Origin of the sequence: Chryseobacterium soldanellicola, from assembly GCF_900100115.1 — a bacterium.
GTDB lineage: Bacteria > Bacteroidota > Bacteroidia > Flavobacteriales > Weeksellaceae > Chryseobacterium > Chryseobacterium soldanellicola.
Genome location: NZ_FNKL01000004.1, coordinates 19,421 through 45,982, shown reverse-complemented (window position 1 = coordinate 45,982; position 26,562 = coordinate 19,421). Strand labels below are relative to the sequence as shown.

General features: G+C 37.1%; 21 protein-coding genes and 3 pseudogenes. 18 read left to right on the top strand and 6 right to left on the bottom strand.

Annotation, left to right across the window (positions count from 1 at the left end; translation table 11 throughout):
• Nucleotides 1-152: 152 nt before the first annotated feature.
• Nucleotides 153-1,646: a sensor histidine kinase gene (locus tag BLT04_RS14280; RefSeq protein ID WP_228421968.1), complete on the bottom strand. Its 1,494-nt coding sequence runs from the start codon at nt 1,644-1,646 to the stop codon at nt 153-155.
• 881 nt (nt 1,647-2,527) lie between these two features.
• On the opposite strand from BLT04_RS14280, the gene BLT04_RS14275 reads away from it, so the two are divergent.
• Complete coding sequence (locus tag BLT04_RS14275) at nt 2,528-2,986, top strand: Hsp20/alpha crystallin family protein (RefSeq protein WP_089756479.1); 459 nt, start codon at nt 2,528-2,530, stop codon at nt 2,984-2,986.
• A 70-nt stretch (nt 2,987-3,056) separates the two neighbouring features.
• Nucleotides 3,057-4,247 (top strand): cation:proton antiporter, encoded by a 1,191-nt coding sequence (locus tag BLT04_RS14270; RefSeq protein ID WP_089756478.1) that lies wholly within the window; start codon nt 3,057-3,059, stop codon nt 4,245-4,247.
• 177 nt (nt 4,248-4,424) lie between these two features.
• Here the strand turns inward: BLT04_RS14270 and BLT04_RS14265 are convergent.
• Nucleotides 4,425-4,772, bottom strand: a pseudogene (locus tag BLT04_RS14265) (winged helix-turn-helix transcriptional regulator); the annotation flags it as partial.
• Between the two features lie 82 nt (nt 4,773-4,854).
• Between BLT04_RS14265 and BLT04_RS14260 the strand changes: the two are divergent.
• From BLT04_RS14260 to BLT04_RS14225, 9 genes and pseudogenes are all read left to right on the top strand, one after another.
• Nucleotides 4,855-5,250 (top strand): annotated as a pseudogene (locus tag BLT04_RS14260) (NAD(P)H-dependent oxidoreductase).
• Between the two features lie 3 nt (nt 5,251-5,253).
• Nucleotides 5,254-5,409: a hypothetical protein gene (locus BLT04_RS18945; protein WP_170828486.1), complete on the top strand. Its 156-nt coding sequence runs from the start codon at nt 5,254-5,256 to the stop codon at nt 5,407-5,409.
• A 520-nt stretch (nt 5,410-5,929) separates the two neighbouring features.
• Nucleotides 5,930-7,030, top strand: a complete 1,101-nt coding sequence (locus BLT04_RS14255) for a glycosyltransferase family 1 protein (RefSeq protein ID WP_089757288.1) — start codon at nt 5,930-5,932, stop codon at nt 7,028-7,030.
• Entirely contained in the window at nt 6,999-8,129 is a 1,131-nt protein-coding gene (gene glf, locus BLT04_RS14250) for a UDP-galactopyranose mutase (RefSeq protein ID WP_228421967.1), read from the top strand. Before BLT04_RS14255 ends, glf begins: the two co-directional genes overlap by 32 nt.
• Nucleotides 8,113-9,282: an amine oxidase gene (locus tag BLT04_RS14245; protein WP_089756476.1), complete on the top strand. Its 1,170-nt coding sequence runs from the start codon at nt 8,113-8,115 to the stop codon at nt 9,280-9,282. The genes glf and BLT04_RS14245 overlap by 17 nt, the downstream gene beginning before the upstream one ends.
• Before the next feature lie 946 nt (nt 9,283-10,228).
• Nucleotides 10,229-10,603, top strand: a complete 375-nt coding sequence (locus tag BLT04_RS14240) for a sensor histidine kinase (protein ID WP_089756475.1) — start codon at nt 10,229-10,231, stop codon at nt 10,601-10,603.
• 95 nt (nt 10,604-10,698) lie between these two features.
• Entirely contained in the window at nt 10,699-11,073 is a 375-nt protein-coding gene (locus BLT04_RS14235) for a response regulator transcription factor (protein ID WP_228421966.1), read from the top strand.
• Between the two features lie 263 nt (nt 11,074-11,336).
• Nucleotides 11,337-11,891: a YciE/YciF ferroxidase family protein gene (locus tag BLT04_RS14230; protein ID WP_089756473.1), complete on the top strand. Its 555-nt coding sequence runs from the start codon at nt 11,337-11,339 to the stop codon at nt 11,889-11,891.
• Nucleotides 11,892-12,168: 277 nt separating this feature from the next.
• Nucleotides 12,169-12,483, top strand: a complete 315-nt coding sequence (locus tag BLT04_RS14225) for a DUF305 domain-containing protein (RefSeq protein WP_317040698.1) — start codon at nt 12,169-12,171, stop codon at nt 12,481-12,483.
• Between the two features lie 52 nt (nt 12,484-12,535).
• Here BLT04_RS14225 and BLT04_RS14220 read toward each other — a convergent pair whose 3' ends face one another.
• Nucleotides 12,536-14,272 (bottom strand): APC family permease, encoded by a 1,737-nt coding sequence (locus BLT04_RS14220; protein ID WP_089756471.1) that lies wholly within the window; start codon nt 14,270-14,272, stop codon nt 12,536-12,538.
• Nucleotides 14,273-14,509: 237 nt separating this feature from the next.
• On the opposite strand from BLT04_RS14220, the gene nhaA reads away from it, so the two are divergent.
• On the top strand, nt 14,510-15,853 hold the full coding sequence (nhaA, locus tag BLT04_RS14215) for a Na+/H+ antiporter NhaA (protein ID WP_089756470.1): 1,344 nt from the start codon (nt 14,510-14,512) through the stop codon (nt 15,851-15,853).
• A pseudogene (locus tag BLT04_RS14210) lies at nt 15,846-17,131 on the top strand (DUF389 domain-containing protein). Before nhaA ends, BLT04_RS14210 begins: the two are co-directional and overlap by 8 nt.
• Before the next feature lie 62 nt (nt 17,132-17,193).
• Here the strand turns inward: BLT04_RS14210 and BLT04_RS14205 are convergent.
• Nucleotides 17,194-17,964 (bottom strand): 4-hydroxy-tetrahydrodipicolinate reductase, encoded by a 771-nt coding sequence (locus tag BLT04_RS14205; RefSeq protein WP_089756469.1) that lies wholly within the window; start codon nt 17,962-17,964, stop codon nt 17,194-17,196.
• A 380-nt stretch (nt 17,965-18,344) separates the two neighbouring features.
• Between BLT04_RS14205 and BLT04_RS14200 the strand changes: the two genes are divergently transcribed.
• Genes BLT04_RS14200 through BLT04_RS18935 form a run of 3 tightly spaced genes read left to right on the top strand, consistent with a single transcriptional unit; the run spans nt 18,345 to nt 20,622 of the window.
• Nucleotides 18,345-20,033, top strand: coding sequence for a chloride channel protein (locus BLT04_RS14200; protein ID WP_228421964.1), 1,689 nt, complete (start codon nt 18,345-18,347; stop codon nt 20,031-20,033).
• 57 nt (nt 20,034-20,090) lie between these two features.
• Nucleotides 20,091-20,261, top strand: coding sequence for a hypothetical protein (locus BLT04_RS18940; protein ID WP_170828485.1), 171 nt, complete (start codon nt 20,091-20,093; stop codon nt 20,259-20,261).
• Nucleotides 20,254-20,622 carry a hypothetical protein gene (locus BLT04_RS18935; protein ID WP_089756467.1) on the top strand — a complete coding sequence of 123 codons (369 nt, stop codon included), beginning with the start codon at nt 20,254-20,256 and terminating at the stop codon, nt 20,620-20,622. The genes BLT04_RS18940 and BLT04_RS18935 overlap by 8 nt, the downstream gene beginning before the upstream one ends.
• A gap of 181 nt (nt 20,623-20,803) precedes the next feature.
• On the opposite strand, the gene BLT04_RS14190 is transcribed toward BLT04_RS18935, so the two are convergent.
• Both BLT04_RS14190 and BLT04_RS14185 read right to left on the bottom strand, forming a co-directional pair.
• Nucleotides 20,804-21,538 carry an SDR family NAD(P)-dependent oxidoreductase gene (locus BLT04_RS14190; RefSeq protein ID WP_089756466.1) on the bottom strand — a complete coding sequence of 245 codons (735 nt, stop codon included), beginning with the start codon at nt 21,536-21,538 and terminating at the stop codon, nt 20,804-20,806.
• A 207-nt stretch (nt 21,539-21,745) separates the two neighbouring features.
• Complete coding sequence (locus tag BLT04_RS14185) at nt 21,746-22,186, bottom strand: Crp/Fnr family transcriptional regulator (protein ID WP_228421963.1); 441 nt, start codon at nt 22,184-22,186, stop codon at nt 21,746-21,748.
• A gap of 675 nt (nt 22,187-22,861) precedes the next feature.
• Between BLT04_RS14185 and BLT04_RS14180 the strand changes: the two genes are divergently transcribed.
• Both BLT04_RS14180 and BLT04_RS14175 read left to right on the top strand, forming a co-directional pair.
• Nucleotides 22,862-23,899 (top strand): AI-2E family transporter, encoded by a 1,038-nt coding sequence (locus BLT04_RS14180; RefSeq protein ID WP_228421962.1) that lies wholly within the window; start codon nt 22,862-22,864, stop codon nt 23,897-23,899.
• A gap of 1,175 nt (nt 23,900-25,074) precedes the next feature.
• A complete protein-coding gene (locus BLT04_RS14175) occupies nt 25,075-26,001 on the top strand; it encodes a mechanosensitive ion channel family protein (protein WP_170828484.1) in 927 nt (308 codons plus the stop codon).
• The last annotated feature ends 561 nt before the right edge of the window (nt 26,002-26,562 follow it).

Genomic DNA, 26,562 nt, shown 5'->3' with positions numbered 1-26,562 from the left:
AAATTTGCCTATTGTAAAAACGATTGCTATAATTCAATAACAATTCTATCTACGACATCAAAACGTCCTGACTGAAATTATCAATATTGTTGGCTAATTCTTTGGCTATGGTAGCAAATAAATTGGCTTATATATTAAGCAGTTAGGCTGCGTTAGCGAGGTAATGTAAACCAAAATGTACTGCCTTCACCCAATTTGCTCTCCGCCCATATTTTCCCGTTGTGTCTCCTTACGATCTCATGGCAGATATATAGACCAATACCTAATCCTGAAACCTTACCGTTGCCTTCATCGACACGGTAATATCTGGAAAAGATGTTTTGAAGTTTTTCTTGTGCTATGCCAATTCCGTAATCTTCTACACCTACTTTTATTTGATCATCTTCTTCGACCAGGTATACTTTTAAACTGTTGCCATCGGGTGAATAACGTATAGCATTGGTAAGGAGGTTAACAATGACCTGTTCAATCCGGTGTGAATCACCAATGATGGCACATTTGGAACTTAAACACTCAAAAGTTACACTATAGCCGGGATTTGAGTGAACGATTAGATCGATAGCTTCTTCGACAACCTCCCGAAGATCAAAATCTTCTTTAGCGAAGTGCATTTTACCTGCCTCGATCTTAGAAACATCCAGCAGATCATCTACAAGTGAGGAAAGTTTCGTAAGCTGACTTTGCAGCTTATCCACAAATGTTTTATTTTTCGCATCTGTTTCCAACCTTGCAAGAAGTTGCAAATAAGCGCTCATGCTGCTGAGAGGCGTTTTCAGTTCATGGCTTGCAAGTGCTATGAAATCATCTTTTTTTGCATTAAGTACTTTCAAATGCTCATACAGCCTCGCTGTTTCCTGTTGCGACGCCTGTTCTGCGCTAATGTCTCTTGCGATCTTAGAAGCTCCAATGATATTGCCACTTTCATCAATAACCGGAGACACCGTCAAAGAGAGTGGCACTAATTTCCCGTCCTTTGTTTTACGAATCGTTTGAAAGTGGTCAACTTTTATACCTCTGCTAACTTCTCCAATAATGTAGGTTTCTTCATCGAGGCGGTCATCAGGAATAATTAATGAAATATGTTTACCGATGGCTTGCTCCTCCTTGAAACCAAACAAACGCTCCGCTGCCGGATTCCAGCTGGTAATAATTCCCTGTAACGTTTTACTAATGATCGCATCATCTGAGGCAGCTACAATGGATGCTAACATTGCCTGTTTCACCAGAGCTCTTTTGCGTTCCGAAATATCACGGGCTATTTTTGAAGCACCAATAACCTTCCCATCTCCATCTAGGATTGGAGATACAGTTAATGACAAGAAAAGAAATTCGCCATCCTTCGCCACCCTGACAGTTTCGAAATGTTCAACTTTTACTCCAGCTTTTATCTGGCTGATAATAAAATTTTCTTCATCTATTCTATCATTAGGAATCACGAGGGAAATATGCTTACCAATGGCTTCCTCTTCGGTATAACCAAACATCTTGATGGCCGCAGGATTCCAACTGGTAATAATTCCATCAAGGGTTTTACTAATAATCGCATCATCTGTTGACGCAATAATTGCAGCAAGCATCGCCTGTTTTTCTTCTACTGGACTCAAAACAGACATTTGTATTTTCGGTAAATGTGTATTCCCTTCCATATCTCAAAGTTAGATATTTGTATATTATCTCACAAGGTGGTATTATCGTCTAATAAGCACTATGTAATCGCTTATATTGTGGCCTGAATATTAATTACTGGGTCTCATATAATCTGTGTATTTTCCAATATATAGAAGAAACAGCACTGATCGGTGAACTGAGGATCCTATGTTGATGTGTTTCTTAGGTATAGAAAATCAATATACCCAATAAGATTCACTGATTACAAAAACCGGTTAGGTGACAATGTACTTGAATGTACCAAGATTATATTTTTTACATAACATAACATTTTTACGACTGATAGACAAATAAGTGGACTATTAAGACAAGAATACTTTAGTTTTTTGATTAGGTACATTTAAGTATATAATTGCCTTATTAATATATGCAAAAATAGTAATTATTGTCTGTCATTAAGACATTAAGCGTTATCAAAACTAACTGTAAATCTTTTTAATTATTTTTAAATGTCAAGATTTGTCATTAATAAAGTTGTGAAGAATCTCTCTGAATAGCGGATGATCAGCTCTATTCAACCATTCGAAAGCCAGCATCTCTTTTGTGATGATTTCTGCGCCGTTTTGTCTCATCCGCTAAGAAAAGAATTGGATAAGCAAACATAAAATGAAATCTTAAAATTAAATAAACTCTTAGAGATTCCTTTTTGTAATGATTCTTTAGCTTATTATACAGCCATTACTTAGCACCACGATAAAATCTGACAATTTTTCACACAAATAAGGTTTCCAGTATGACAATTTGATAATAAAATAAAAGCAAATATGACAATTTTTTCAAAATTATCTGCTGGTATATCCTTTGTATTTTGGAAAAACGAGATCATTTAAATATTGTTTAACCTTAAAATTTGTTTGTTATGACAACAATCGTAAAAAGAAACGACAGCAGATTACGTCCTGCTAACACACGTTCATTGTTCGACGATTTTTTCACTCGCGAACTCTTTAACTGGGGTAATAATAATTTTTCTGATTCACGTTCGACACTTCCATCCGTGAATATCAAAGAGCGTGACGAAGCCTTTGAAGTGGAAGTTGCAGCTCCTGGAATGCAGAAAGACGATTTTAAAATTACCTTAGATGGAAATCTTCTTACCATTTCGTCCTCTAAGGAAGAAAGAGATGAGGAAAACAACAGCAATTATACCCGTAGAGAATTTAGTTACCAGTCTTTTCAGCGCAGCTTTGAACTTGCAAAAGATGTTGTGGATGATGAAAATATTGAGGCTAAATATGAAAATGGGGTCTTAAAACTTATCATTCCAAAAAAAGAAGATGCCAAAACACAGTCGCCGAGACTGATCGAAATCCAATAATTTTTGAAGGTTTTCCGGATGCCCGGAAAACCTTTTATCTTTATTTAAATGTTATTTATAATTTACAATTATGAATGAATTACTATGGTCTATCTGTATTTTATCCCTTTCTTTATTAATTCTGGGATTTATCCTGAAACGTTTTAATCAGCCTTATTTAATTGCTTACATTTTGGCCGGTGTTTTACTAGGTCCGCACATAAGTGGCGTTTTCTCCAATGTAGAAGAGATAGAACTGATCGGTGAATTGGGAATTCTTTTGCTGATGTTTTTCTTAGGCCTGGAAATTAACATACCCAATAAACGACATCTCATCATAAAACCCGTTATTGCACAAGGCATGAAAGTACTGCTTGGTTTCGCCTTTGCACTACTGATAGGATACGCGCTGAAGCTCAATTTTAAGAATATTACTTTGATCGCTATACTCTTCTTTTTCAACAGCACAGCAGTAGTGACGGAATTTTTAAAGAAATATAGTATTTTTAATACTGCCTTTGGCAGTACGATATTCAACATATTGTTGCTTCAGGATTTACTTTTAGCACCTGTCTTGACCTTGTTGAATGTCTGGGGTGGTAAAGATTTCACTACTATAAATGTTATTCTGCCGGTAATTGTATGTGCTGCCATTTTTCTGCTTTTTAAGAGAATTAGGAATGTGCAGGAAATTAAACTTCCTGCATATTTCACCAAGATTACCAATGACCACGATCTTCAACTTTTTGTGGGATTGCTAGTATGCATGGGATTTGGCTTACTAGCTGACTCCATTGGCTTAAGCAGTGCATTGGGAAGTTTTATAGCTGGTGTTCTCGTCGGAAAACTTAAAGTATTTAATTGGCTTGAGCATTCCCTCGCTTCCTTTAAAGTATTTTTTGTCGCATTATTTTTTGTGTCTATTGGTCTGCGCTTAGATTTGTCATATTTCCTAAGCCATAAAGATATCATTGTATTTGGAACCTTTTTCGTATTATTAAGTAACAGCGTAATCTCAGCAATCATTTTTCGTCTTTTAAAGTTTGACTGGAGAAAAAGCTGGTATGGTGGCGCCCTATTATCCCAGACTGGAGAATTTGGCATTCTCGCACTCGCCATTGCCTATAAAGGCAACATTATCGAGTATGAGCTTTACAAATCCGGTCTCGCGATCACCTGTCTTACCCTTTTATTTTCTACAATTTGGATTGCTATACTCAAAAAAATTGTAAACAGACCTCCCAGCATTATCCATAACGGATATGAACAAGACCTACAATAAATTAGAATATATATATTGAGATCTTTACTTTTTTCCAAGATTTTATTTGAGCTTGCGTTAGCAATTTATATAAAAATACTCTATACTTCTACCGTTTACGACTAAATTCTTTCTGAGAAAAAGTACGGAGACAATAACTCTGTAAAAATAGTTGATCAGAGTGGAACCGTATGGCATACTAACAAATTCACCCTTTTCGCAGATAACATGTTTTCCCCATTCATTAACAGCGACTAAGACCGGAATAAATGTCTTCCCTAAATCGGTCATATTATAAACTACTTTAACAGGAGGTTTTTCACCATATACCTTGCGTGTAATTAGTCCATCTTTTTCCAACTGCTTTTGCTGTATGCTTAGCGTCATTTCCGTAATCGTAGGCATATCCTTACGAAGTTCGTTGTACCTTTTTTCTTCATCTTTTAGAAAATAGAGAATAACCGCTTTCCACTTACCACCAACCAGATCCATAGCTAAACTTACTGCGCATGGATATAATTTTTCATTTATCTTAACATAGTTCATTCTTAGAAACTTTAACCTATCTACTTTGATAGTTATTGCAAATATTCGGTATAAATAGTTTTGTTGCTAAATTTTATATAGTATGCCATTAATAATTTTAGCACATCCAGCTTTCGACAACTCTTTAGCCAATAAAACGATTATCGAAGAATTACAAAAAAGCGATCTAGATATCGAAATCATGAACATCTACAACTTATACCCTGACTATAAGATTGACATAAAATCAGAACAGGAAGCCCTACTAAGACATCAATCCATTATTTTTCAATATCCAATGTATTGACTCAGCGTACCAGCAATCTTAAAGCTTTGGATTGATGAAGTCTTTCAATATGGATTTGCGTATGGTCCCAACGGAGATAAGCTAAAAAATAAAGATTTTATGCTCAGCTTTACAACTGGTGCGGTCGAAGCAGAATATAGAGTAACGGGGAAACACCACTTACGTATTTATGAATTTTGTAAAGGATTGTAAAATATGGCAATGTATGCCCAGATGAATTACAAAGATCCTTTTTGCTTCTATGGGACTGTATCTGAAAATGTAAATAATTTGAAGGCAAAAATTCAACAGCATGCTAAAAATATTATCACGAGTTTAAAGGAGCTTGAAATACAGAACGCAGCAGGCTGATAGTATATCCGTAATATCGAATATATACTTTTTAAATCAACTCAGTCACGAGTCAACCGATAAGCCTTGATCGACTGGTAGAATTGGCTTCACGGCACATGTGGTTTCCAACAAAGGGTCCTGCGAAATTTCTGAAAGAATCTTGCCGGTTCGTAAAGTTTCCGGTAGATTACAATGTTAGTTCAGTGACGGCATTTATGCGAAACTTACAGGAAAAAATAAACTTCATTTTAAAACTCATTCAACTGGAAGTTTCGGAACTGATGCCGAAATAAAATGAACTGTGAATTATAGCGATAAAAATATTTAATAAAATTCGATTTATAATGAAACATGCTAAGAATTAACAGAATACATTAAAATATATTTACAGATAGAATGTTTACAGTTAACTAATTTATTCATCAGGTAAAAAAAGTGATTATATAGATGCATCGCAATAATAATTGGTCTTTTTTTTGATTTATTCGAAATGTTAATTTCCTTTTATTACAATATTATAAATTTTATTTATATCTATATGCAAAATATTTTATGTTTTAGCCATTTACAGTGGAATTTCGTTTATCAAAGACCTCAGCATTTATTAACCAGATTTGCAAAGCAGAACAAGGTTTATTATTTCGAAGAACCTAAAAACGGCCTTTCCGACTTTTACGAAATCAATCTCCAGGACGGTGTTTCAATTATTCAGGTTTTTCTCTCTGAAGATCACCGTGAAAGAAATCTAAGGTTGGAAAAATTAATTAGTAAAGTTCTTACAGATCAAAATATTAAAACCTATTCGTGTTGGTATTACACACCAATGGCTCTGGAATATACTTCTCATCTGAAACCTCAGATTACCATTTATGATTCGATGGATGAACTGTCTGCATTCCGATTTGCACCGCCACAATTATTGGAACTAGAGGAACAATTGTTCAAGAAAGCAGACGTTGTTTTCACCGGAGGACATACGCTTTATCAAGCCAAAAAAAATCGCCACCACAATATCCATCCCTTTCCGAGCAGTATTGACAAAGCTCATTTTCTACAGGCCAGATCAAATAAAATTGATGCTGAAGATCAGGAACACATTCCGAATCCAAGGTTTGGTTTTTTTGGTGTAATCGATGAAAGATTCGACATCGAACTGCTAAGGGAAGTTTCTGCCAAGAGACCGGATTGGCATTTCGTGATTATCGGTCCTGTTGTTAAAATCAATGAGGAAGATCTTCCGAGAGCAGAAAACATCCATTACCTCGGATCCAAAAAATATTCGGAATTGCCAAATTATATCAGCCATTGGGATATTGCAATGGTGATGTTTGCCATCAACGAATCAACGGAATTTATCAGCCCGACTAAAACGCCGGAATATCTGGCAGCAGGACTGCCCGTGATCTCTACACCAATCAAGGATGTGATAAAACCTTACGGAGAAAGTAACCTAGTTTATATTGCAGAGAATGCAGAAAATTTTATCGCATACGCGGAAGAGGAACTTAGCAAAACGTCACGAAAAGAATGGCTTACAAAAGTAGATGAATTTCTGGCCGATGAGTCCTGGGACAACACTTTCGAAAAAATGAATTTATTAATAAATAATGTTAGAAAAACCAACGGAATCTATGTATGATTTTTTAATTATTGGCTGCGGATTCGCCGGATCTGTCTTGGCAGAAAGACTGGCTGATGCCGGGAAAAAAGTTTTAATTGTTGATAAACGCGATCATATTGCAGGAAACGCTTACGACTTTTACAATAAAGAAGGCATTATGATCCACAAATACGGGCCGCATATTTTCCACACCAACTCGGAGGATGTTTTCAGATATCTCAGCAAATTCACAGAATGGAGACCGTATGAACATCGTGTTTTAGGAAGTGTGGATGGGCAGTTGGTTCCGATTCCCATTAATCTTACAACCATCAATAAATTGTATGGGAAAAATCTGACTTCAGATCAGGTTGTTGAATTTTTAGCCTCAAAAGCTGAACTTCGAAAGCCTGTTCTGACGTCCGAAGATGTCGTGCTGAATGTCGTTGGAAAAGAGTTATATGAGAAATTTTTCCGTGGATACACAAAAAAACAATGGGATCTTGACCCTTCAGAATTAGATGCTTCTGTAACTGCAAGAGTTCCTACAAGAACCAATTCAGACGACCGATATTTTACGGATTCTCTCCAAGCAATGCCTAAGCACGGCTATACGGAAATGTTCAAAAGAATGCTTTCCCACGAAAATATTCACATTATGCTGAACACCAACTATAAAGATATAGTCGATATTATTCCTCATGAAAAACTGATCTACACAGGTCCGATTGACGGTTATTTTGATTACCAGTTTGGGAAATTACCTTACAGATCGATCGATTTTAAGTTTGAGACTTTGGATCAGGAAAACTATCAGGAGACCGGAACCATCAATTATCCGACTTCGAATCTTTATACGAGAATTACCGAGTTCAAACATCTTACAGGACAGGTTCATCATAAAACCAGTATTGTTTACGAATATCCAACAGCGGAGGGCGATCCTTACTATCCGATCCCGAGAAAGGAAAACCAGGAGGTCTATAATCAATATAAAAAGCTGGCAGACGAGACGCCCAATGTTTATTTCACAGGCCGTCTGGGAACCTATAAATACTATAATATGGACCAGGTTGTAGCGCAGTCGCTGGCATTATTCCGAAAGATCATAAAAGAGAAAAATGCAGTACAGCAATAATTATCCTCATACCAAAAATCCGTTTCAGTCGTTCCTGATGGCCGGTTTTGAATGTGCAGATCAGCAGAACGCTTTTGGTGAACGCATTGATCTGATAAAATTAACAGGGCACGACCGTTTTATTAATGAAGATTATCAAAGACTTAAGGAAATAGAAATCACAACCATACGGGAAGGAATCCGCTGGAGTTACGTGGAAAAAACGCCTTACAACTACGACTGGACACAGGTTGAGGAAATAATAATTGCTGCAAAAATTAATGGTATTCAGGTCATTTGGGACATCTGTCATTTTGGTTTCCCGGATGATTTGACGCCGTTGCATCCCATGTTTGCGCGGAGGTTTTCCCATTTGTGCAGGGCTTTTGTTTTGAAATACAGAAGTCTTGTTCCCGAAGGCGAATTGATCGTAACACCCATTAATGAAGTGAGTTTTCTGTCCTGGCTGGGCGGCGATGCAAAAGGCACTAGTCCGTACTGTGTAAACCAAGGCTGGGAAGTGAAATATATGCTGATGAAAGCCTATATCGAAGGGATCGAAATGATGAAGGAGACGGATCCGACTATCAGGATAATGACCACAGAGCCTTTGGTAAGTATTACCTCTGAAAATCCATTAGATTCAATTTCAGTTCTCGAAGCCAACAGAAAACATCAGGAACAGTTTCAGGTTCTTGAAATGCTGACCGGTAAATTGTGCCCCGAACTGAGAGGAAAGCCGGAATATCTGGATATCATTGGTGTCAATTTCTACTATAACAACCAGTGGACTTATGAAAATCATCAATTCATTCCATGGAATGACACGCCTCCAAGCCCATTCTGGCGAAGTCTGCATTCTTTGATCGAGGAGATTTTTATTAGCTATGGGAGACCTGTTGTCATTTCGGAAACCAGTCATCCGGGAGAAGACAGATTTCTTTGGTTAAAAATGATCCAAAGAGAGTGTGCAGCGATGTACAACGCCGGCCTTCCGCTGTATGGATGTTGTATCTATCCAATTATAGACCGTCCGGATTGGGATTTTCCACATATCTGGCATCACAGCGGACTTTGGGACATTGGAAATCCCAACACTCTGGAAAGGGAAATGCATACAGAAAGTCTTCAGATAATAAATACTTTCCGTTCGAATTTTTCTGTAAATATGTAATAATATTATATTTATTGTTTAATGAGATGGACTTTGTCGGCAAATCAAGATGATTTCCGAAGTATCAACAGCTTCTCTTTAGGTTCTGGTAATAAAAACCAGGTATTTTTTAATCCGTAATGAGCGTTTTCAGGCTTTTGGGATCCTACATATCCTCATACTTCCAGATGATATATTCATCTTGTACATTGCTTTTGCGATTATGCAAGGATGCTGGCCATCCAAAATAAAGCCCATATATTGGCTCTCATACTTTGTACGTCGGTACCAGCTTCTAATGTTGCCTTCATATACTCTATTTTTTAATGTTATTAAATTTTGAATGAAGTTGTCATCATTTTTGCAAATTGCTTTCATAAAGTGTACCAATTTTTTCTCTTACTTGTATTTTCTTAAACTATGAAATAGTACTAGCCGCAGCTATAATTTAAGAATATTAATTTAAAGATAATTCTTTTCCTATATAAGAGATATAAAATTTTACCATTGATATCTGATCTGGCAGTTAGAACTAGAAGAAGATAATAGGTAAAAGAAGCTATCCGAGTAGAATAGATTTATGACTAAGATCACTAAGTGTCTAAGAAGTAAATAATCTGATAAGTATTGTAGATTTATATAGTATAATTGATAGGAAAAAGAAGCTAATTTTGTTTTATGGCAACACCTATTCAATGTACGTTCTTATTGATAATTATCTACCTTAAATTTTGCATTCTTTCAGTATCCTCGATAGCGCTGGCGCATACTCCATCAAATAATGTTCATAGTATAGTAGTTATAAAAAATAACCCATAAAACTATTTATGGGCATTTCTTCGAGGAGAAAAGTATGAAAAAGTTGATAAGAAAGTTATTTTCGCTTCCTTTTGCTCCGGCATTCTTTTTAACGCCTTTAAGAGCAACATTTTTTTTGACTTTACCGCCTGATTCTTAAACTCTGTAAATGCATCCGCCAAAGCCTGCATTTCCTCAAAAAACTACAAGGAAAATAACCTTCGAAGGTGATTCATCCATAATGTTTGAAGCGGACAATCAGCAGCTCGGACAGGTCATGATGAATTTCATTAGCAATGCGATCAAATATCCACCTGATTCAGATGTAGCGGTTAGAGTACATTTATTAAATGATGATAAGGTCAAAATAACGATCAAAGATGGTGGGCCGGAAATCCCTGAGGAAAAAGTCGGACATTTATTTGAACGTTACTACAGGACCTATTACAAGGGACAAAAATTTACAGGCCCGGGATTGGGGCTATATATCAGCGCAGAACTTATAAGAACCCACGGTGGAAATATTGGATTGAAAGTCAATTAGGGAAAGGGAGTGAATTTTGGTTTACTATGCCTTTGCAATGACAACTTAACGTTAATTATTGAAAATGATTGTGGTTTTTAATAACGGTTCCGTAATTGCTTAGTATAAGTATGAGAAAAATTATTTTGGTAGAAGACGATCAGGCAATTAGAGAATTTTTAGTTATTTTTTTAGAGTCAGAATATTATGCCGTAAGGTCTTTCTCAACAGTAAACGAATTTTTGAATCGTGACCAGAGTTATTTACCCGACCTTTATCTTTTCGATGTGATGTTACCTGACGGGTCAGGAATAGATCTGTGTAAAGAAATAAAACAAAGTCACCATAACAATGGTATTCCTGTCATCATTATGAGTGCCCACGCACAGCTGAACCAATTTAAGGACTTATGTGAGCCTGACGATTTTATTGCCAAACCCTTTGATATTGACATGGTTCTCAGTAGGATAAAATTTGCAATTAAAAAGTAGGACTATTAAAGCTTATATTTTTAGTATATAATAATGCTCATTATTAAAATATAACTAGTGCATTAGAATATTTTACATTTCAAGATACCTCTCTTTAAGTTTATCTTACAGCCTGTAAAATTTTCTCTAATATCTACAAAAGCTTTTTATTTACGTTCATTTGTAGTGGCTTTAGAAAGAGTATAACTCATTTTGAAGCATCATTAAATGACTAAGGTCTGATATTTGCACTTCTGCATTGAAAAATCATTAAAATTATTGTTATGAAAGAGACAGACACCCAGAACGGTAAAGGTAAAGTTGCTGCCAAATCTAACGCAGCAGAAGGACTTAAAGAATTATTTATTGATGAGCTCAAGGATATCATTTATGCAGAACGTGCTCTCTTGAAGGCATTGCCTAAAATGGCAAACAATGCCACAGAACCAAAACTAATTTCAGCAATTGAACAACACGTAAGTGTTACGGAAGGTCAGGTTAAACGTTTGGAGCAGGTTTTTGAGATATTGGGAGAATCAAACCGAGGCAAAAAATGTGATGCGATGGAAGGTTTGATCAAAGAAGCGGAAAGTATCTTGGAGGAAACTGAAGCTGGTGCGGTGCGAGACGCAGGAATCATTTCTGCGTCACAGAAAATTGAGCATTATGAGATCGCATCTTACGGAACTTTGATCGCTTTTGCAAAAACTCTTGGTGAAAACGAAATAGCATCTCTTCTGGAATCAACATTAGCAGAAGAAAAAGAGGCCGACGCTCTACTGACCGATTCAGCGTACAATTCTATCAACTTTCAAGCTTCGGAAGAAGACTCTGAATGATGATGGTAGATATAAAATAAGCTGCGGTTCGCAGCTTATTTTATATATTAATTTAGCCGGAGTTGTTTTAATAAGGCAGAAAACCGCAGCGGATCTATCAATTAGCCTGTGTCTAATTAAACTTCTTTTAATGTTAAATTTTAGACTGATGAATTACAAAAAATTTGCTTTAATGATAGTGTGTTCTTTCATTATAATGTATTTTATAATGTTTCTAAATATGAATAATGTCAAAGATTACTACACCAGTTTAACCAGGATATATATGACCATCCTTATGATAAGTCCTATGACTGTCATGATGCTGGTCATGATGCCGAAAATGTATGATAATAAAAATATCAACAGACTCATAATATTTCTTTCAATAGTATTTTTTGCCGGCTCTTTCACAGCTCTAAGAAATCAGACGGCAGTAAATGACATTCAATATCTCAAAGCAATGATACCACATCATTCGTCAGCAATTATGACTAGCATAAGCGCAAATATCAAAGACCCTGAGGTACGTAAATTGGCTGACAGTATTGCTGTTTCGCAGCAAAGAGAGATCGATGAGATGAACTCAATACTTCAAAGGCTTTCAAAATAAAGTTGTTTTATATAGAACTTGAGGAAGTCATAGTACATTCAATGACCATTTATTAAAGAATGAGTCTTACCCCACCAAGTTCATCCACCCTGTAACTGAATTTTTCCCCGGGACTGCTAATGAACATGAAGTTTTTTGGTATACCCCATTTGTTACTGAGTTCTTCAACAAGCTGCGGCGTAAAGTCACCCAATAAAGTAATATATTCCATATCGACCTCTGGATACGCCCGGTCCAAGGTATCAAAATCTGCGAGGAATTTAGGATCCGGTTGCTGTGCTTCGTGAAGTACCGTTACAATTTTCATCTTATTGGTCACTTCGTTCTCGTGAAGGTACATCATTACCTTATTCAACGTGGCTATATCATCACCTTTTGAGAAAAAGACAAAATCCTGCTCATATAGTTTTTTGAGGCTTCGATAAAGCGATCTTTGTCTTGTAAGCGTATATTTTTTATAGTTCTTTGACAGGGACTGCATCAGATTGACAATAAAATGCATGATATCCTTCCTCAACAGCATCGCTAAGATAATAAGTACTGACGGGATAAAATACTGGAGAAATGTGACAAGATACTGTGGCTTGGTCATTATATTACCATATAACGCTATGATTATTGCTGCAAAAGCAATTAAGACAATTCCCGGTCTGGCATACTCGGGACGTGGTAATCGTGACCGTCTAAGCTTAAGAAGGATATTCCCTAAGGCAAATGACGCCATGACAGTCAGGAAAGACAGGGCATAGACGGCGGCCAAAGGTGCTAATTGCCCTCTGGTCACCAATAGCACTGAAAGACATAAAAGAAAAAAAAGAATTAGGATCCTATAGGTACTGCCCCTTTTATTTTCTTTCAAAAAGTAATTTGGCAGTATCCTGTCTAACGTCATCCTTTTGATAAGACCATTGACCCCAACAAATGAAGTTAATACCGCGCCACTTAAAACAGAGACTGCATTTATCGAAATGATCATTGCCAGCCATTTTCCACCGGTCAAAGTACCAATATAGCTTAAAAAAGAATTTTGGTGCGCTTCAACTGAAGATATTGGAATAATGCATATCACAAGAAATGCGATCAACGGATTAAGTACTGAGACTGCAATCCACATATTTCTCAGTGTTTTTGTAAATACCCCTCTTTCCTGTTCTTCCACAAAATTGGAGGAGCTCTCGAATCCTGAGATCCCAAGCATTGCCGCTGAAAACCCAAAGAAGATAGCGGTCAGTATACTTCCGTTTCTGGCCGGGAGATGAAAATTATCGATCAATATTGAGAATCCATGTTGCCAGACAAAGAAAAAGCAGGAACCGATCAGTACAGCCATTGTTGCCAGATGGAATACAAATATGGCCAATGCCACCACCGCACTTTCAGAGATCCCTAAAATTGTAAGTCCTAAAAATATGAGTAAAAGGACAAAAGTAGCAATGTTCACATTGAAGTAAGGCAAAATATGATGCAGGTAGTGCATTGCCTCGCTTGAGGATATCACAGCCGTTGCCATGTAAGATAGGATGGTAAGACAAGCTGCAATAGAAGCGTTACTTTTCGTTGTAGTATTTAATAATACGTTATATGCACCACCATTGAGGGGCAATGCTCCGACCACCTCGCCATAGATCTTTCTGAATAAAAATAGTACCGCTGCCACCATCAAAAGAGCGACCCAGGCATATTGACCTGCCGCCACGATGGCAAGGGCTGAAACATAGAGACAAGAGGAAGTTATATCATTTCCACAAATAGCGGTAGCGTACCATTCACTGAGTTTTTTTGTTGACATTTGTTATAGATTGATCAGATTTCAAGCCTATAATATTAAACAAATTAATTTAAAACGTTCATTGTTTTCTGAAAATTAACTTTAAATTTAAAATTTGCCCCCATGATCACCTGTTATTTTAGTTTATAAAAAATTTGCCAGGTAATTATCTAATAATATTCAAAAATAACTTTCGCAATGTTCCTCTATTTTTCCCTTTAGTATTCATAAATTTGCAGTTATCTATTTTAATGAACTATGATCAAAAGTTACCCCATAAAGCCGATCGACAAGATCACACAGCCCGTTCAGCGATTTATCCAGCAGGAAAAGTCTGGAGGATTACTTTTAGGAATCAGTGTGATCATTGCTTTAATTTTGGCCAATTCACCCTTATCCGATGGCTACCATCATTTTTTGGATCAGACCTTTGGATTTCAATGGAATGGGGAAAGTTTTTTCGATTTTACTGTCCATCACTGGATCAACGACGGTTTGATGTCTGTTTTCTTTTTCGTTGTCGGACTTGAGTTGAAACGTGAGATCATCGGTGGTGAGCTTTCCAATCCGCGAAAGGCCATACTACCAATCGTTGCGGCAGTTGGGGGAATGGTAATGCCGGCATTGATATTCCTCATGCTCAACCCGACTGGGGAAATGCACAAAGGTTGGGGAATCCCTATGGCCACGGATATTGCTTTTGCTTTGGGCGTACTTTTTTTGTTGGGAAAAAAGATTCCACTCTCCTTGAAGATATTTTTAACTGCCTTGGCCATTGTAGATGATCTGGGCGCAGTCCTGGTCATCGCGTTTTTTTATACATCGAACATCGAAATGACCTATTTGTTTGTAGGACTTGGTATTCTTGCAGTGATGTATGTGGGAAATAAACTTGGCATAAGATCAATCTTCTTTTTCGCATTCCTTGGCATCTGCGGTGTATGGACATGCTTTGTGATTTCAGGTGTTCACGCCACGATCGCTGCTGTTCTGGCTGCTTTTACGATTCCGGCAGATGTAAAGATCAAGGAAAATCTGTTCATTTCCAAGATCAGCAGCTATCTGGAAAGGTTTAAAAATTTAGACCCTACTGAAAATACACCTACATTGACCAATGACCAGCTGCATGTCTTGGAAAAGATCAATGAGGCAACAAATGCCGCCACTCCCCCCCTTCAGATATTGGAACACGCGATGCATCCTGTTGTAACTTTCGTTATCATACCAATCTTTGCAATAGCCAATGCCGGGGTATCGTTAAATATTGACCTTAACAGTTTATTTAATACCAATATCGCATTGGGTGTTGCATTGGGCTTGTTGGTCGGAAAAGTGTTAGGTGTTGTAGGATTCACTGCTGTTTTCATTAAACTAAAAATTGCCCAATTACCTGAGGGGATGAATATCCGTAATCTGCTCGGACTTGGTTTTCTGGCATCCATTGGATTTACAATGTCCCTGTTTGTAACCTCCCTTGCCTTTAGCCACGAAGAATACCAGACACAGGCAAAGATCGGCATATTTGCAGCTTCCCTAATTGGAGGTGTAATAGGCTATATCATTCTTAACAAGGATTCTAAAAAGATGCAAAACGATGAATAATATCTTTAATTTTATTAATCTTCACAATGGTGAGGAGAAAAAGGATAAGGTATTGGAAATGTCACGTCCAATATTTCATTCAGAGGTTCAAATCTCTGGATCCTGGCCTGTGCGATCATCATCGCATCAATCGGCCTTAACGTCAATTCCACCGCGGTCATTATCGGGGCTATGCTAATCTCTCCGTTAATGGGTCCAATTGTAGGTGCCGGATTTGCTCTTGGGACCTATAATTTTCCTCTGCTCAAGAAATCTTTTAAGAACCTGACCATTGCAACAGTAGTGAGCTTATTGGTTTCTGGATTTTACTTTTATATAAGTCCCTTCAAAGATGTACAGTCGGAACTTTTGGCGCGGACAGCACCCAACATTTACGATGTTCTGATCGCCTTTTTTGGAGGACTGGTAGGTGTCATAGCCATAACAAGGGTAGAAAAAGGAAATCCTATTCCGGGTGTTGCCATTGCAACGGCATTGATGCCTCCCTTATGTACGGCCGGATTTGGTCTTGCTACTTTTAATTTTTCTTATTTCATCGGCGCTTTCTATCTTTACAGTATCAATTGCTTTTTTATATGCATTGCTACTTTTCTTGTCGTGAAATATCTGCATTATCCCTCCTCTATTGTCGACAACAAATATGAAAAAAGGATCAGGTACAGCATATCGCTGTTAATACTGATAATGATCGTTCCCAGCTCGTATTTAGCCTACAACCTTTATAATGAAAAGAAGTTCACGAAGACCGCAGAACTATTCCTCCAAAAAGAATTTGAAAAGAATGGATACACATTGATCTATAAAAAGATAAACTACAACACCAATCCCAAGACCATCGACGTTGCATTCCTAAATAAAAAATTCACTGCTGAAGATATCAAGTCTTACAACAAGATGCTGTCTGATAACGGGCTTGCAAACACAAAGATCAACATCAGGCAAAACAATTCCGATCTGAAATCAGAGATACTGAGTGAAATCAACAAAAACAATTCAAACCTGTCAGAAAAGGACATAGCCTTATCCAGCCTGCGGTCAGAACTCGACAATTATAAAGTTTCAGACTCCACACTGGGGAAAGAGATACAAATCCTATATCCGGATATGTCCGGCGTTTCCTATGGAAAGATAGCACAATATCCCGAAACGGACAGTGCCAGGCTCCAATTTGTGATGATCTACTCGGGAAAGAAAGTGAATGAATTACAGCTCAAAAGCTGGCTTGAAAAAAGGCTGCATGAGAAAAATGTCAAACTTTTAAACAATTCTGAAAACTAGATTGAAATATAGTTCAAAAATGCCATTCCAATTTTGGAATGGCATTTTTCAATTGATAGATTTTAAGATAACAAATCTGGAGTCTGAGCGAAAAAGTAAGGTCGCAGGATGTCTTCAAAATTATACAATCCTTTGAGTTTGCTTTTAAGGTTCTCAGCGACAAACAATGCACCGCTTCCAAATGCTTCCCGTGATATGGATTCGTGGACAAGTCGAACGGTCTGGTAGGGAAACCCAAAGATAACTTCGTGTTTTCCAACGATACCGCCAGCCCTGACAGAATTGATGCTTTCTGTCTCTATATCCAAAGTTTCAGCAATTTTCATTGCTGTTCCAGACACGCCGGATTTGGCTTTGAAGTGTTCCTCGACCACTTCAATATCAACACCAGGCGCTATATTTTTTAACAGCGATGCCGCAAACAGCAGGTAGTTGACGCCTAAAGTGATGTTAGGTGACCAAAACACAACAGTGTCCCTTGCAAGTTCTTTCAGAACTTTGATCTCATTTTCTCCGTAATGCGAAATGGCCGAGATGATCTTGATCTTTTTACGGGCTGCCACATGACCATATAGATGGATGCTTTCTTCGTTGGAAAAATCAATAACAAAGTCTACAGGATGATCCTCAAGTAATATCTCAATATCCGTGCTGCTTTGAGAATAGATCAATGCATCGTCCGATGCTGAGATCCCAAGAATATCTTTTGCAGAAAGCTTATTCAGCGTATCAGTTTTCTTCAGAACCCATTCCAATGCAAAATCCGTGTGCTGAAGAATAACATTTGCTACCGCTTTACCTGCCTTCCCAAATCCTAATAATCCTATTTTCATAATTACAATTTTTATATTTTTTAATTGATGATTTCGAATTGACCGTAGTAAGATACAAAAAAAATGAAAGATCGTTTTCTACCATACTTTTAGGATACAGATCTTATTGATTTCGCAGATATAGAGATGCCTATCCCATAAGCTTTTGGTATATTTGCAATAACCCTAAAAATTGCGCATTCTAATCAAGATCCTAGCGCGGATAAAAGCGATCAAAGTAAGTGAATATCAACAATAAAAAAAGATATATAAGTTTTCTCAGGTTCAAGAGAGACTTCCAAAAATATGGACTTGAAAAAGCCCGCAGCTACGAATTGATCATCCACTGGCTCAACAACAGGCTCAGCCGCAGCCAGTTTTTACTTCTCTCCGGAATTCTAGTGGGCTGCACAGCAGGTCTGGCCGGCGTTCTGCTGAAAACAATAGTACACAATATCCATTTCTTTATCACGAACAAGGTTCATTTTGAATATCAGATCCTGTTCTATATCATTTTTCCTTTTTTGGGAATCGTATTGACAACGAGTATCGTGTTAACGATATTCAAAGGGCAGGACAGAAAAGGGATAGGTGCCATATTGTATGAGATCGCTCAGAATTCGAGTATTGTCTCATACGTCAAGACCTATTCCCAAATTGTCCAAAGCGCGATAACCGTAGGACTAGGAGGATCTGCCGGTTTAGAAAGCCCTATTGCTGTGACCGGTGCCGCCATTGGTTCCAATTATGCGCAGACCTACCGCCTGAATTACAAGGAACGAACACTACTTTTGGCAGCCGGAGCCACGGCTGGTGTTGCCTCGGCATTCAACGCTCCTATTGCCGGCGTTATGTTTGCCTTCGAAATCCTATTGACAGGTGTGGTCTTTACGGATTTTATCCCGCTGGTAGTCGCTGCGGTATGTGGTAGCCTCTTATCAAGAATTCTGCTTCAGGAAGATATCCTTTTTAGGTTCCATACCAGAGAAGCATTTGATTATAGGAATCTTCCCTACTATCTTATTCTGGGTATCGTGACAGGGCTTTATGCAAGATATTTTTTAATGGTTTCCCAACAGGTAGAGCATTTTATCAAAGGTATGAAAATGTCCAGATTGAGGAAGGCAATGCTGGGCGGTGCGATCCTATCGTTACTCTGCGTGCTTTTTCCGCCACTGTTCGGAGAAGGGTATGACACAGTCAAGGCCTTTACCAATGGTAATACCAACTCAATCATTGAAAACAGTCTCTTTAGATATTTTGATATCAAAGAATGGACGATCATTGTTTTTCTAATTTGTGTATGTCTGTTAAAGGCTTTCGCAACATCTTTCACCATTTTCAGCGGCGGAAATGGAGGTAATTTTGCACCATCACTTTTTGCAGGAGGAACCGTCGGATTTCTATTTGCCGTAATCTGCCAGCAGATCGGCTTTGAGGACGTTCCTGTCACAAACTTAGTTTTGGTAGGAATGGCCGGTGCGATGAGCGGTGTTCTTTACGCCCCGCTAACTGCCATATTTCTCATTGCTGAGTCCAGTTTTGGATACGACCTTTTTATACCTTTGATGATCGTTTCAGTGATCTCATACCTCATTGCAAAATGGTATTCACCCATATCTCCAGAGTTAAAATCTTTGGCCGACCAGGGTAAGATTTTCACGAATCAGCATGACGAGAATCTTCTTTTCTCACTCCATACAGAAGATTTCATTGATAGACATTCCCAAACCATTAATGAAAATGCTTCAATAGAAGAATTGTCTGATCTAGTTAAGAACGGAAACAAAAATTTTTTCGCAGTTATCGATGACCATAAAAAGCTAAGAGGCATTCTAACGTTAGACGATATCAGACCTTATTTTTTCAATGATGAAAATGATTTGACCCTTAAGATAACGAAAATAATGAGAGCCCCGGCAGCGTTCATTCACCCCGAAGATAAACCGAGAGAAATCCTCCAGATCTTTGACAATACTGGTACTTGGAGCTTGCCTGTTGTCGATCAGCAGAATATCTTTCTTGGATTTATTTCAAAATCATCCATTTTAATGTCTTACAGGCAGTTGCTGAAAGGATATTCTAATTAAACATTGCTATAAAAAGAATCTACATTATGTACCTATTGATAGACAATTGGAGTAGGAATGAATTTTGTTATGATCGAGAAAAAAATGGAAGGAAAGCAATTATTTAATTACGAAGACAGCGAAAATATAGATAGTTCCATTGAGGAGAAGAAAAAACCTGACGTCAATATTTTTCTAAAAGTTATTCAAATTATATTGAGCATCATCTTAGGCGCAATGCATGTTTAAAAAATTAAATATTTCTTATTGGTTTATTGGAGGGCTTATCATTTGGGGAAGTATCGCATTATTGAAAAGGAATGGTATAATCATACCATTGGTCAATGATCATCTGACTGATCTTTACAGTGTACCTATGTTCAGTTATACCATAATGAAAATCATGAAGCTTACATTTTATGCGGATTGGAGACCTGATCTGAAGTTTTTGCTGGGAGCAGCACTTAATCTGACCATTGTATTTGAAATTATATGTCCGTTACTATCAGCAAGATATACAGCTGATTTTATGGATGTTATTTGCTACTTTGCCGGTGCGCTAATATATCATTTAGTGTTACAAAGAATTTATTTTCCAAAGCCGTCGTAATTGATGTATGGCGATATATATTTTTTGACAAAAAAAAGAGTCTATCTAAACTCAGGCAGACTCTTTTTTGATAGATATATGTATTAAAATATTCCTGCTAATTCTGGAAGAAAAAATATCATAATTTTAAACTCAGTGCTCCTATACTCTCTCTTGTAATCAGTTTTCATGCATAAAAACTTTACCACGGACATTCCTTCCTTTCAGGATCATGGTCTGCGCTTATAAAATTCCCAGTTGGAAAATTCTTATCTAGCATTGTACTAACAATCGTATTGGCAGCATTTTCAGGCGTTCCAGTACCTTGATTATTAGTAAGATCAGTTTTTATAAATCCTGGATCAACAAGATTAACCCGGAATGTTGGAAGCTGGTTTGCCAGCGAAATAGTGTACATATTAAGCGCAGCTTTTGATACAGCATATACCATAAATAGATTGGCATTTTCATAATATTTCCAGCTGGTATCGCTATGAAGCTTCAGTGAGCCAATGCTTGAACTGATATTAATGATTTGTGGTTCTGCAGATACTTGTAAGAGATCAATAAATGACCGAACGACTCTTAAAGTGCCATATAAATTGGTGTCCAAGACTTTTTCAAATTCAGAAACAGTTGCAGAAAGCGCATCTTGCGGCATATTGCCGGTAATACCTACATTATTGATGAGTACATCTAATCGATCTGTTTTTTTTCCAAGTTCAATCCGAGCATTTTTTACAGACTCGTCCTTGGTAATATCAATCTGCATGATTTCAGAATGGATTAGTCCCTCAGATCTTAGGTTATCCAATGCTTCTAACCCCCTTTCCCGGCTTCGACAACCCAGATACACATAAAATCCTTTTTGTAAAAGTTGTTTTGCCGTAGCGAAACCTATTCCTTTATTTGCTCCTGTAATAAATACTTTTTTCATTTTTTATTGATTTAAATTTGACTTTGCAAATTTGGGTCAACAAAAAATTACTTCTTTTAACATTTGTGAAAAAGTGTTTAGCGTATACCCTTTCGTACCCTGCTTAGGGATTGCTGTTTCATTCCCAGGTATGAGGCAACATAGGACAGGGGGATGCGGTTGACCATATTTGGATATGTTTCTAAAAAAGACAAATAGCGTTCGGTGCTATCTTCTGAGATCAATGGACTTCTTCTTTCCAGTTTTTTTGATTTTATGACCGATGATGATCTTTTGAATGATTTCATTTAATCCATTAACCGACTGTAATAGCTCGCTCCAGTCTTTTTTTAAGAAAGCAACAAAAGAGCATGGAGTTATTGCCTGTAAATTTGCAGCAGGTATAGTACTGTGACCTGCATTATCCCAGTCTGACAGCCAATGATTTTCTTCCACAAAGTAATGGGTGACTTCATCTCCTTTATCGTTGTCATAATAAACGCGAAGAATACCGTACTTCATAAAACCGACATGCTTCGAAGCTTTTTTCGCTTCCCAAAAATATCCGCCTTTTTTCAGTTCCAGTTCTATCGACTTGTTTGTTATTAATTCAATCTGGTGCTGTTCAAGATTTCCAAACTGCAGCAGAAAATTTATAAATTCCCTCATTAGACAAAGTTAATACAACTTATAGCCGGATAACTAAGTTACCATTCAATTTATGCTGAATCCTTTGTTCCTTAACATCAGACTTTAAAATTGAAGTAGAATAGCGGACATAAACATAAGACGTTAAGCCCGCTATCTAATTCTCTGCTTGAAAAAGTATCCTTTGGATCATGTATAAATCTAATAGGAATGTTTTTACAACAAACCTTTGGCATTTCCATTTAAAATTTCGGTGAAAACATCAGGTAGTTCTCTATAGTAATTTCATTGACTATTTCTTTCAAATGTGTTGGCTTCCAATCCTGAGCCAGTAAATTCCATATTTCACTCTTAAATGCGATGGGTTGCTTGACGGAATCTATCTCTATAAGTTTTATTCTCCTAAAAATAAATGGGAAAATAATTGTTGAAATTTCAGCAGAAGCCACATTACCGCAAGTGGTAACTGCTCGGTTATATTTGATTTTAACATACCAGATAAGATGCTTCCCCCCCCCACTGTGTCTATTCCTCCGGAATATTCGGCTTTAGGCATCGCTTTTTGATCATAAGTATCAATAAAATGGGACAAACGAAGAGTCTTTAAAATTCTGTATCTTTAACCCTCCTTTCTCATTTAAACCAAGAATAAATGCTGATTTGTAACAAACTCTGTAACCTTAATTCCTTTTATACATGATGACCAACTCAAAAATTGAAATATCCGCAAACATAATCATTAAAACTCTTTTGATTGCCGGTGGTATTTTAACACTGATGACCATAGGGTCAGGATTATTACTGCCTTTGATGGTGGCGGTAATTATAGCTGTGCTACTGGATAAACCGACCAAAAAATTTACAAATTGGGGCATTCCAAACATTTGGGCAATCGTGATTTCAGTCACTTTAATGTTGGTGGTGTTTTTTCTGCTTTCGTGGCTCATCGGTTCCCAACTCAACACGATGGCAGGTGACTGGCCGGAATTAAAAGAAAAAGGAACTGAAAAACTTAACCAACTGAGTGAATGGGCCAATGAGAACCTCAACTGGGATTATAAAGATTATGTAAGCAATAATAGCAAAATCATTGGCCGCGTAGAAAGCGCAGCGGGCATCGTCATAAAATCGCTTATTAATGTACTTTCTCAATCTCTTGTCATTTTCATCTATATCATTGTACTTCTACTCCAGAAAAAAATGTTCATCAACTTTTTCAAAAAAGTTGTCTCCGATTCAGACGCAATGTCTTCCCTTTTATCAGAGGCCTCCAAAAATATCAGCAATTATTTAGTGGGCAAAGGAAAGATTATGTTCTTTTTATTTGTTATTTATTATATCGGTTTTCTGGTAGGTTCCGTTCCATACGCTTTATTTCTTGCCCTATTTGCGTCGCTATTTTCTATTATTCCTTACGTGGGAAATCTGATAGGCGGTGGGATCGCGGTGATCATGAGCTACCTTTATGCTGGTACTACTCCTGCACTAATCGTCGTGGCAGTTATTTCTGTTGCACAATTGGTAGAAAATTATCTCCTAACGCCCTGGATTATCGGGGATGAAACAGATCTCAATCCTTTCATTACTATTTTTGGGGTCATTGTACTTTCCACAGTTTGGGGCGCGGTGGGTGCGATTATTGCGCTTCCATTAATTGCAGTACTGAAAGTAATTTTCGAGCACACCAAAGGAATGGAGGCGTATGCTTATTTGCTGAATAAAAAGCCCAATTAATATGCATCGATAATATCTCAGATATCATTTTAACAACATCAAAATAGAAAACGGAAATCATTCGTTGTATAAAGATATTATTTGTGAAAGTCTCACTTTTCAATGCAATAAATTTAAAACGAATTATTGCTTATAATTAGTTGTGCAGGCAGTAAAGCGCAAACTATAAGATTTGAAAAAACTTCGGATATACAGTAAAGTCTGCAGTATAATGTGAGAAAGATCATCCAATTGCAAAGCCAAAGGTTTGCAATTATTCAAACAATTGCAATAAAAAATTTTGCACCAATCTTCGAACGATAAATTGCTGAAAGAAATTACAGATAAGGATCATCATAAAAACAACACTTTCTTAAAAAAAATTATAAGCAAAAATAAAATGGTTTAGCATAGATAGATCTGATTCTTATAAATGATAAATATTTTCAAGGAATTTCAAATATCAATAGAAGCCATAAATCAAGATTTATTATCGAAAAAAGCGAGTATGATTGTTTTCGGACGGAATCCGAAGGTTTTCAAATAAAATGTTCTAGGTAAAATGGGAAATATTAATATTACATTGATAGGGTGTTCTGCACTGACTATTTCCATAAGTGAACTGGGGAGATGACAATCATATTATTAAAAAAACATATAATTGCCTGTAAAGTAAATTTATAAAATACTTAATATTTAAAGACATAGCACGGAATCTATCATAAGACTTGGCATTGTAATTGGGGAAACTAAAAAAAAAAATTGTTTGCTTAGGACATCCATAATCTTGAGCAAAGTTCGTGAAATTTACTTTTTGTAAATTAGACTGCTCATTCTAAAAATCTAAGATGATTAGCATTAAAGAACAGACGAGCACCCTATACGATTGGACACTGCAACTTTCTCATTTTATGGGACTTGGCGATCAGGCTGCACAATTAAGTACAGTTTCCATATTACTCATTTCATTAATTTTGTTTCTTCTACTCGTAGATTATATCCTCCGCTTCTTCTTAAACTCCGTACTTCTGCGGTTCATTCGCAAAAAAAATGAGAGATGGGGGAATCATCTGTCCCGAAATAAAATATTAACTTATCTAATCAGGTTAATTCTCACCGGAGTCTCGCAGCAGCTTTGTCCCGTGATATTTAATGGCCTCCCTAATTTAAACAGCCTGCTTGACAAAATCCTGAGCGTGTTGCTCTTGTTCTTCCTGTACAAATTTTCCAACAGCCTACTCCGAGCGGGAAGGGATGCACTGAGAACTTCCCGGGCATTTGCAAACAAACCGGTGGACAGTTATTTGCAGGTGCTTCAGATATTTTTAATTTTCATACTGCTTACCCTTACTGTTTCTATATTTACAGGTAGCTCGCCCTGGTCCTTCCTTGTCTCTCTGGGAGCTGCCTCAGCAGTCCTTATGCTGGTATTCAAAGATACCATTCTGGGATTTGTGGCCAGTATACAGGTTTCAGCAAACGACTCTGTACGGGTCGGTGATTGGATTGAGATGCCGAAATATGGCGTGGACGGAGATATTCTTGAAATCAATTTAAATAATGTCAGAGTCCAGAACTTCGACAAAACTATTGTGACCATACCGACATATACCCTTTTGAGTGATGCTTTTAAAAATTATAGGGGAATGCAGGAGACCGGGGGAAGGCGTATCAAGAGAGCGATCAATATAAAAATTTCTACCATTCGCTACATGGATGAAAGTGATCTTTCAGAACTTAAAAAAATCTCCTTATTAACGTCATTTATTGAAGAGCGGGAACAGCGCATCAGAGAATATAATTCAAAGCATAATTTTGATAGCGATGTAAAAGTAAACGGAAGAAGAATGACAAACATCGGCCTCCTCAGAAAGTACATTACCTTCTTTTCTGAAAGCAATCCTGATATCAATCAAGAAATGACTTTAATGGTCAGACAGCTGCCTCCTACTTCAAAAGGTCTTCCTGTTGAATTATATATGTTCACCAAAGGTACCAGTTGGGCTTTTTATGAAGATACGATGTCCGATATTTTTGATCATTTGTTCGCTGCAATTCACTATTTCGATCTGGAAGTATTCGAAGAGCCCTCTTCGGATGATATAAGAGGACTTCTACAGTAAAAAACCAGAAGAGTGATGATGGATCGTAATAGGCATAGCTCAAAGTTATGTTTAAGTAGTCGATACGCTAAACAATATTTATAGAATTAACAGAATCTACGTAGTATTCAACCAAAATTCAGAATCTTGCCTTATAGACTTGCTTACGGGCAAATGGTTCAGGATTGCAACTTTCTAGTGAGGGTGGGACAATCCTACTACATAATCAAGTTGAATGTCAAAAATAAAGAAGCTTTACTAAAAAGTAAGTATCTGCTCCCTAATTGATTTCAGAATATGAACCACTAAGAAGATTGCCAACTCCAATCTTGATAGTAATAAACCCATTAACATTTGTTGGATGTAACTGTGTTTCAGCATAAAAGACTGTTCCGTTTGCCGATCCTTTCAAAATCGAAAAACGCAGCGAAATTCTTTGATTCTTTACTAATTGGTTGCTTGAATTTCGAATGATTGCCTGGTACTCATCGCATCTTGTGCTTGCGAAAAGGCAAAAAGGCCGCTAAAAAAGAAAGCTTTTTCATAGGTTATTAATTTATGTTAGTAATTATTTATCTGTTT

What these genes read in the sequence shown, in the direction of transcription:
- BLT04_RS14280 (WP_228421968.1), bottom strand. Translation starts at nt 1,646, where the DNA reads ATGGAAGGGAATACACATTTACCGAAAATACAAATGTCTGTTTTGAGT.
- BLT04_RS14275 (WP_089756479.1), top strand. Translation starts at nt 2,528, where the DNA reads ATGACAACAATCGTAAAAAGAAACGACAGCAGATTACGTCCTGCTAAC.
- BLT04_RS14270 (WP_089756478.1), top strand. Translation starts at nt 3,057, where the DNA reads ATGAATGAATTACTATGGTCTATCTGTATTTTATCCCTTTCTTTATTA.
- BLT04_RS18945 (WP_170828486.1), top strand. Translation starts at nt 5,254, where the DNA reads ATGGCAATGTATGCCCAGATGAATTACAAAGATCCTTTTTGCTTCTAT.
- BLT04_RS14255 (WP_089757288.1), top strand. Translation starts at nt 5,930, where the DNA reads ATGCAAAATATTTTATGTTTTAGCCATTTACAGTGGAATTTCGTTTAT.
- glf (WP_228421967.1), top strand. Translation starts at nt 6,999, where the DNA reads ATGTTAGAAAAACCAACGGAATCTATGTATGATTTTTTAATTATTGGC.
- BLT04_RS14245 (WP_089756476.1), top strand. Translation starts at nt 8,113, where the DNA reads ATGCAGTACAGCAATAATTATCCTCATACCAAAAATCCGTTTCAGTCG.
- BLT04_RS14240 (WP_089756475.1), top strand. Translation starts at nt 10,229, where the DNA reads ATGCATCCGCCAAAGCCTGCATTTCCTCAAAAAACTACAAGGAAAATA.
- BLT04_RS14230 (WP_089756473.1), top strand. Translation starts at nt 11,337, where the DNA reads ATGAAAGAGACAGACACCCAGAACGGTAAAGGTAAAGTTGCTGCCAAA.
- BLT04_RS14225 (WP_317040698.1), top strand. Translation starts at nt 12,169, where the DNA reads ATGATAAGTCCTATGACTGTCATGATGCTGGTCATGATGCCGAAAATG.
- BLT04_RS14220 (WP_089756471.1), bottom strand. Translation starts at nt 14,272, where the DNA reads ATGTCAACAAAAAAACTCAGTGAATGGTACGCTACCGCTATTTGTGGA.
- nhaA (WP_089756470.1), top strand. Translation starts at nt 14,510, where the DNA reads ATGATCAAAAGTTACCCCATAAAGCCGATCGACAAGATCACACAGCCC.
- BLT04_RS14205 (WP_089756469.1), bottom strand. Translation starts at nt 17,964, where the DNA reads ATGAAAATAGGATTATTAGGATTTGGGAAGGCAGGTAAAGCGGTAGCA.
- BLT04_RS18940 (WP_170828485.1), top strand. Translation starts at nt 20,091, where the DNA reads ATGAATTTTGTTATGATCGAGAAAAAAATGGAAGGAAAGCAATTATTT.
- BLT04_RS18935 (WP_089756467.1), top strand. Translation starts at nt 20,254, where the DNA reads ATGTTTAAAAAATTAAATATTTCTTATTGGTTTATTGGAGGGCTTATC.
- BLT04_RS14190 (WP_089756466.1), bottom strand. Translation starts at nt 21,538, where the DNA reads ATGAAAAAAGTATTTATTACAGGAGCAAATAAAGGAATAGGTTTCGCT.
- BLT04_RS14185 (WP_228421963.1), bottom strand. Translation starts at nt 22,186, where the DNA reads ATGAGGGAATTTATAAATTTTCTGCTGCAGTTTGGAAATCTTGAACAG.
- BLT04_RS14180 (WP_228421962.1), top strand. Translation starts at nt 22,862, where the DNA reads ATGATGACCAACTCAAAAATTGAAATATCCGCAAACATAATCATTAAA.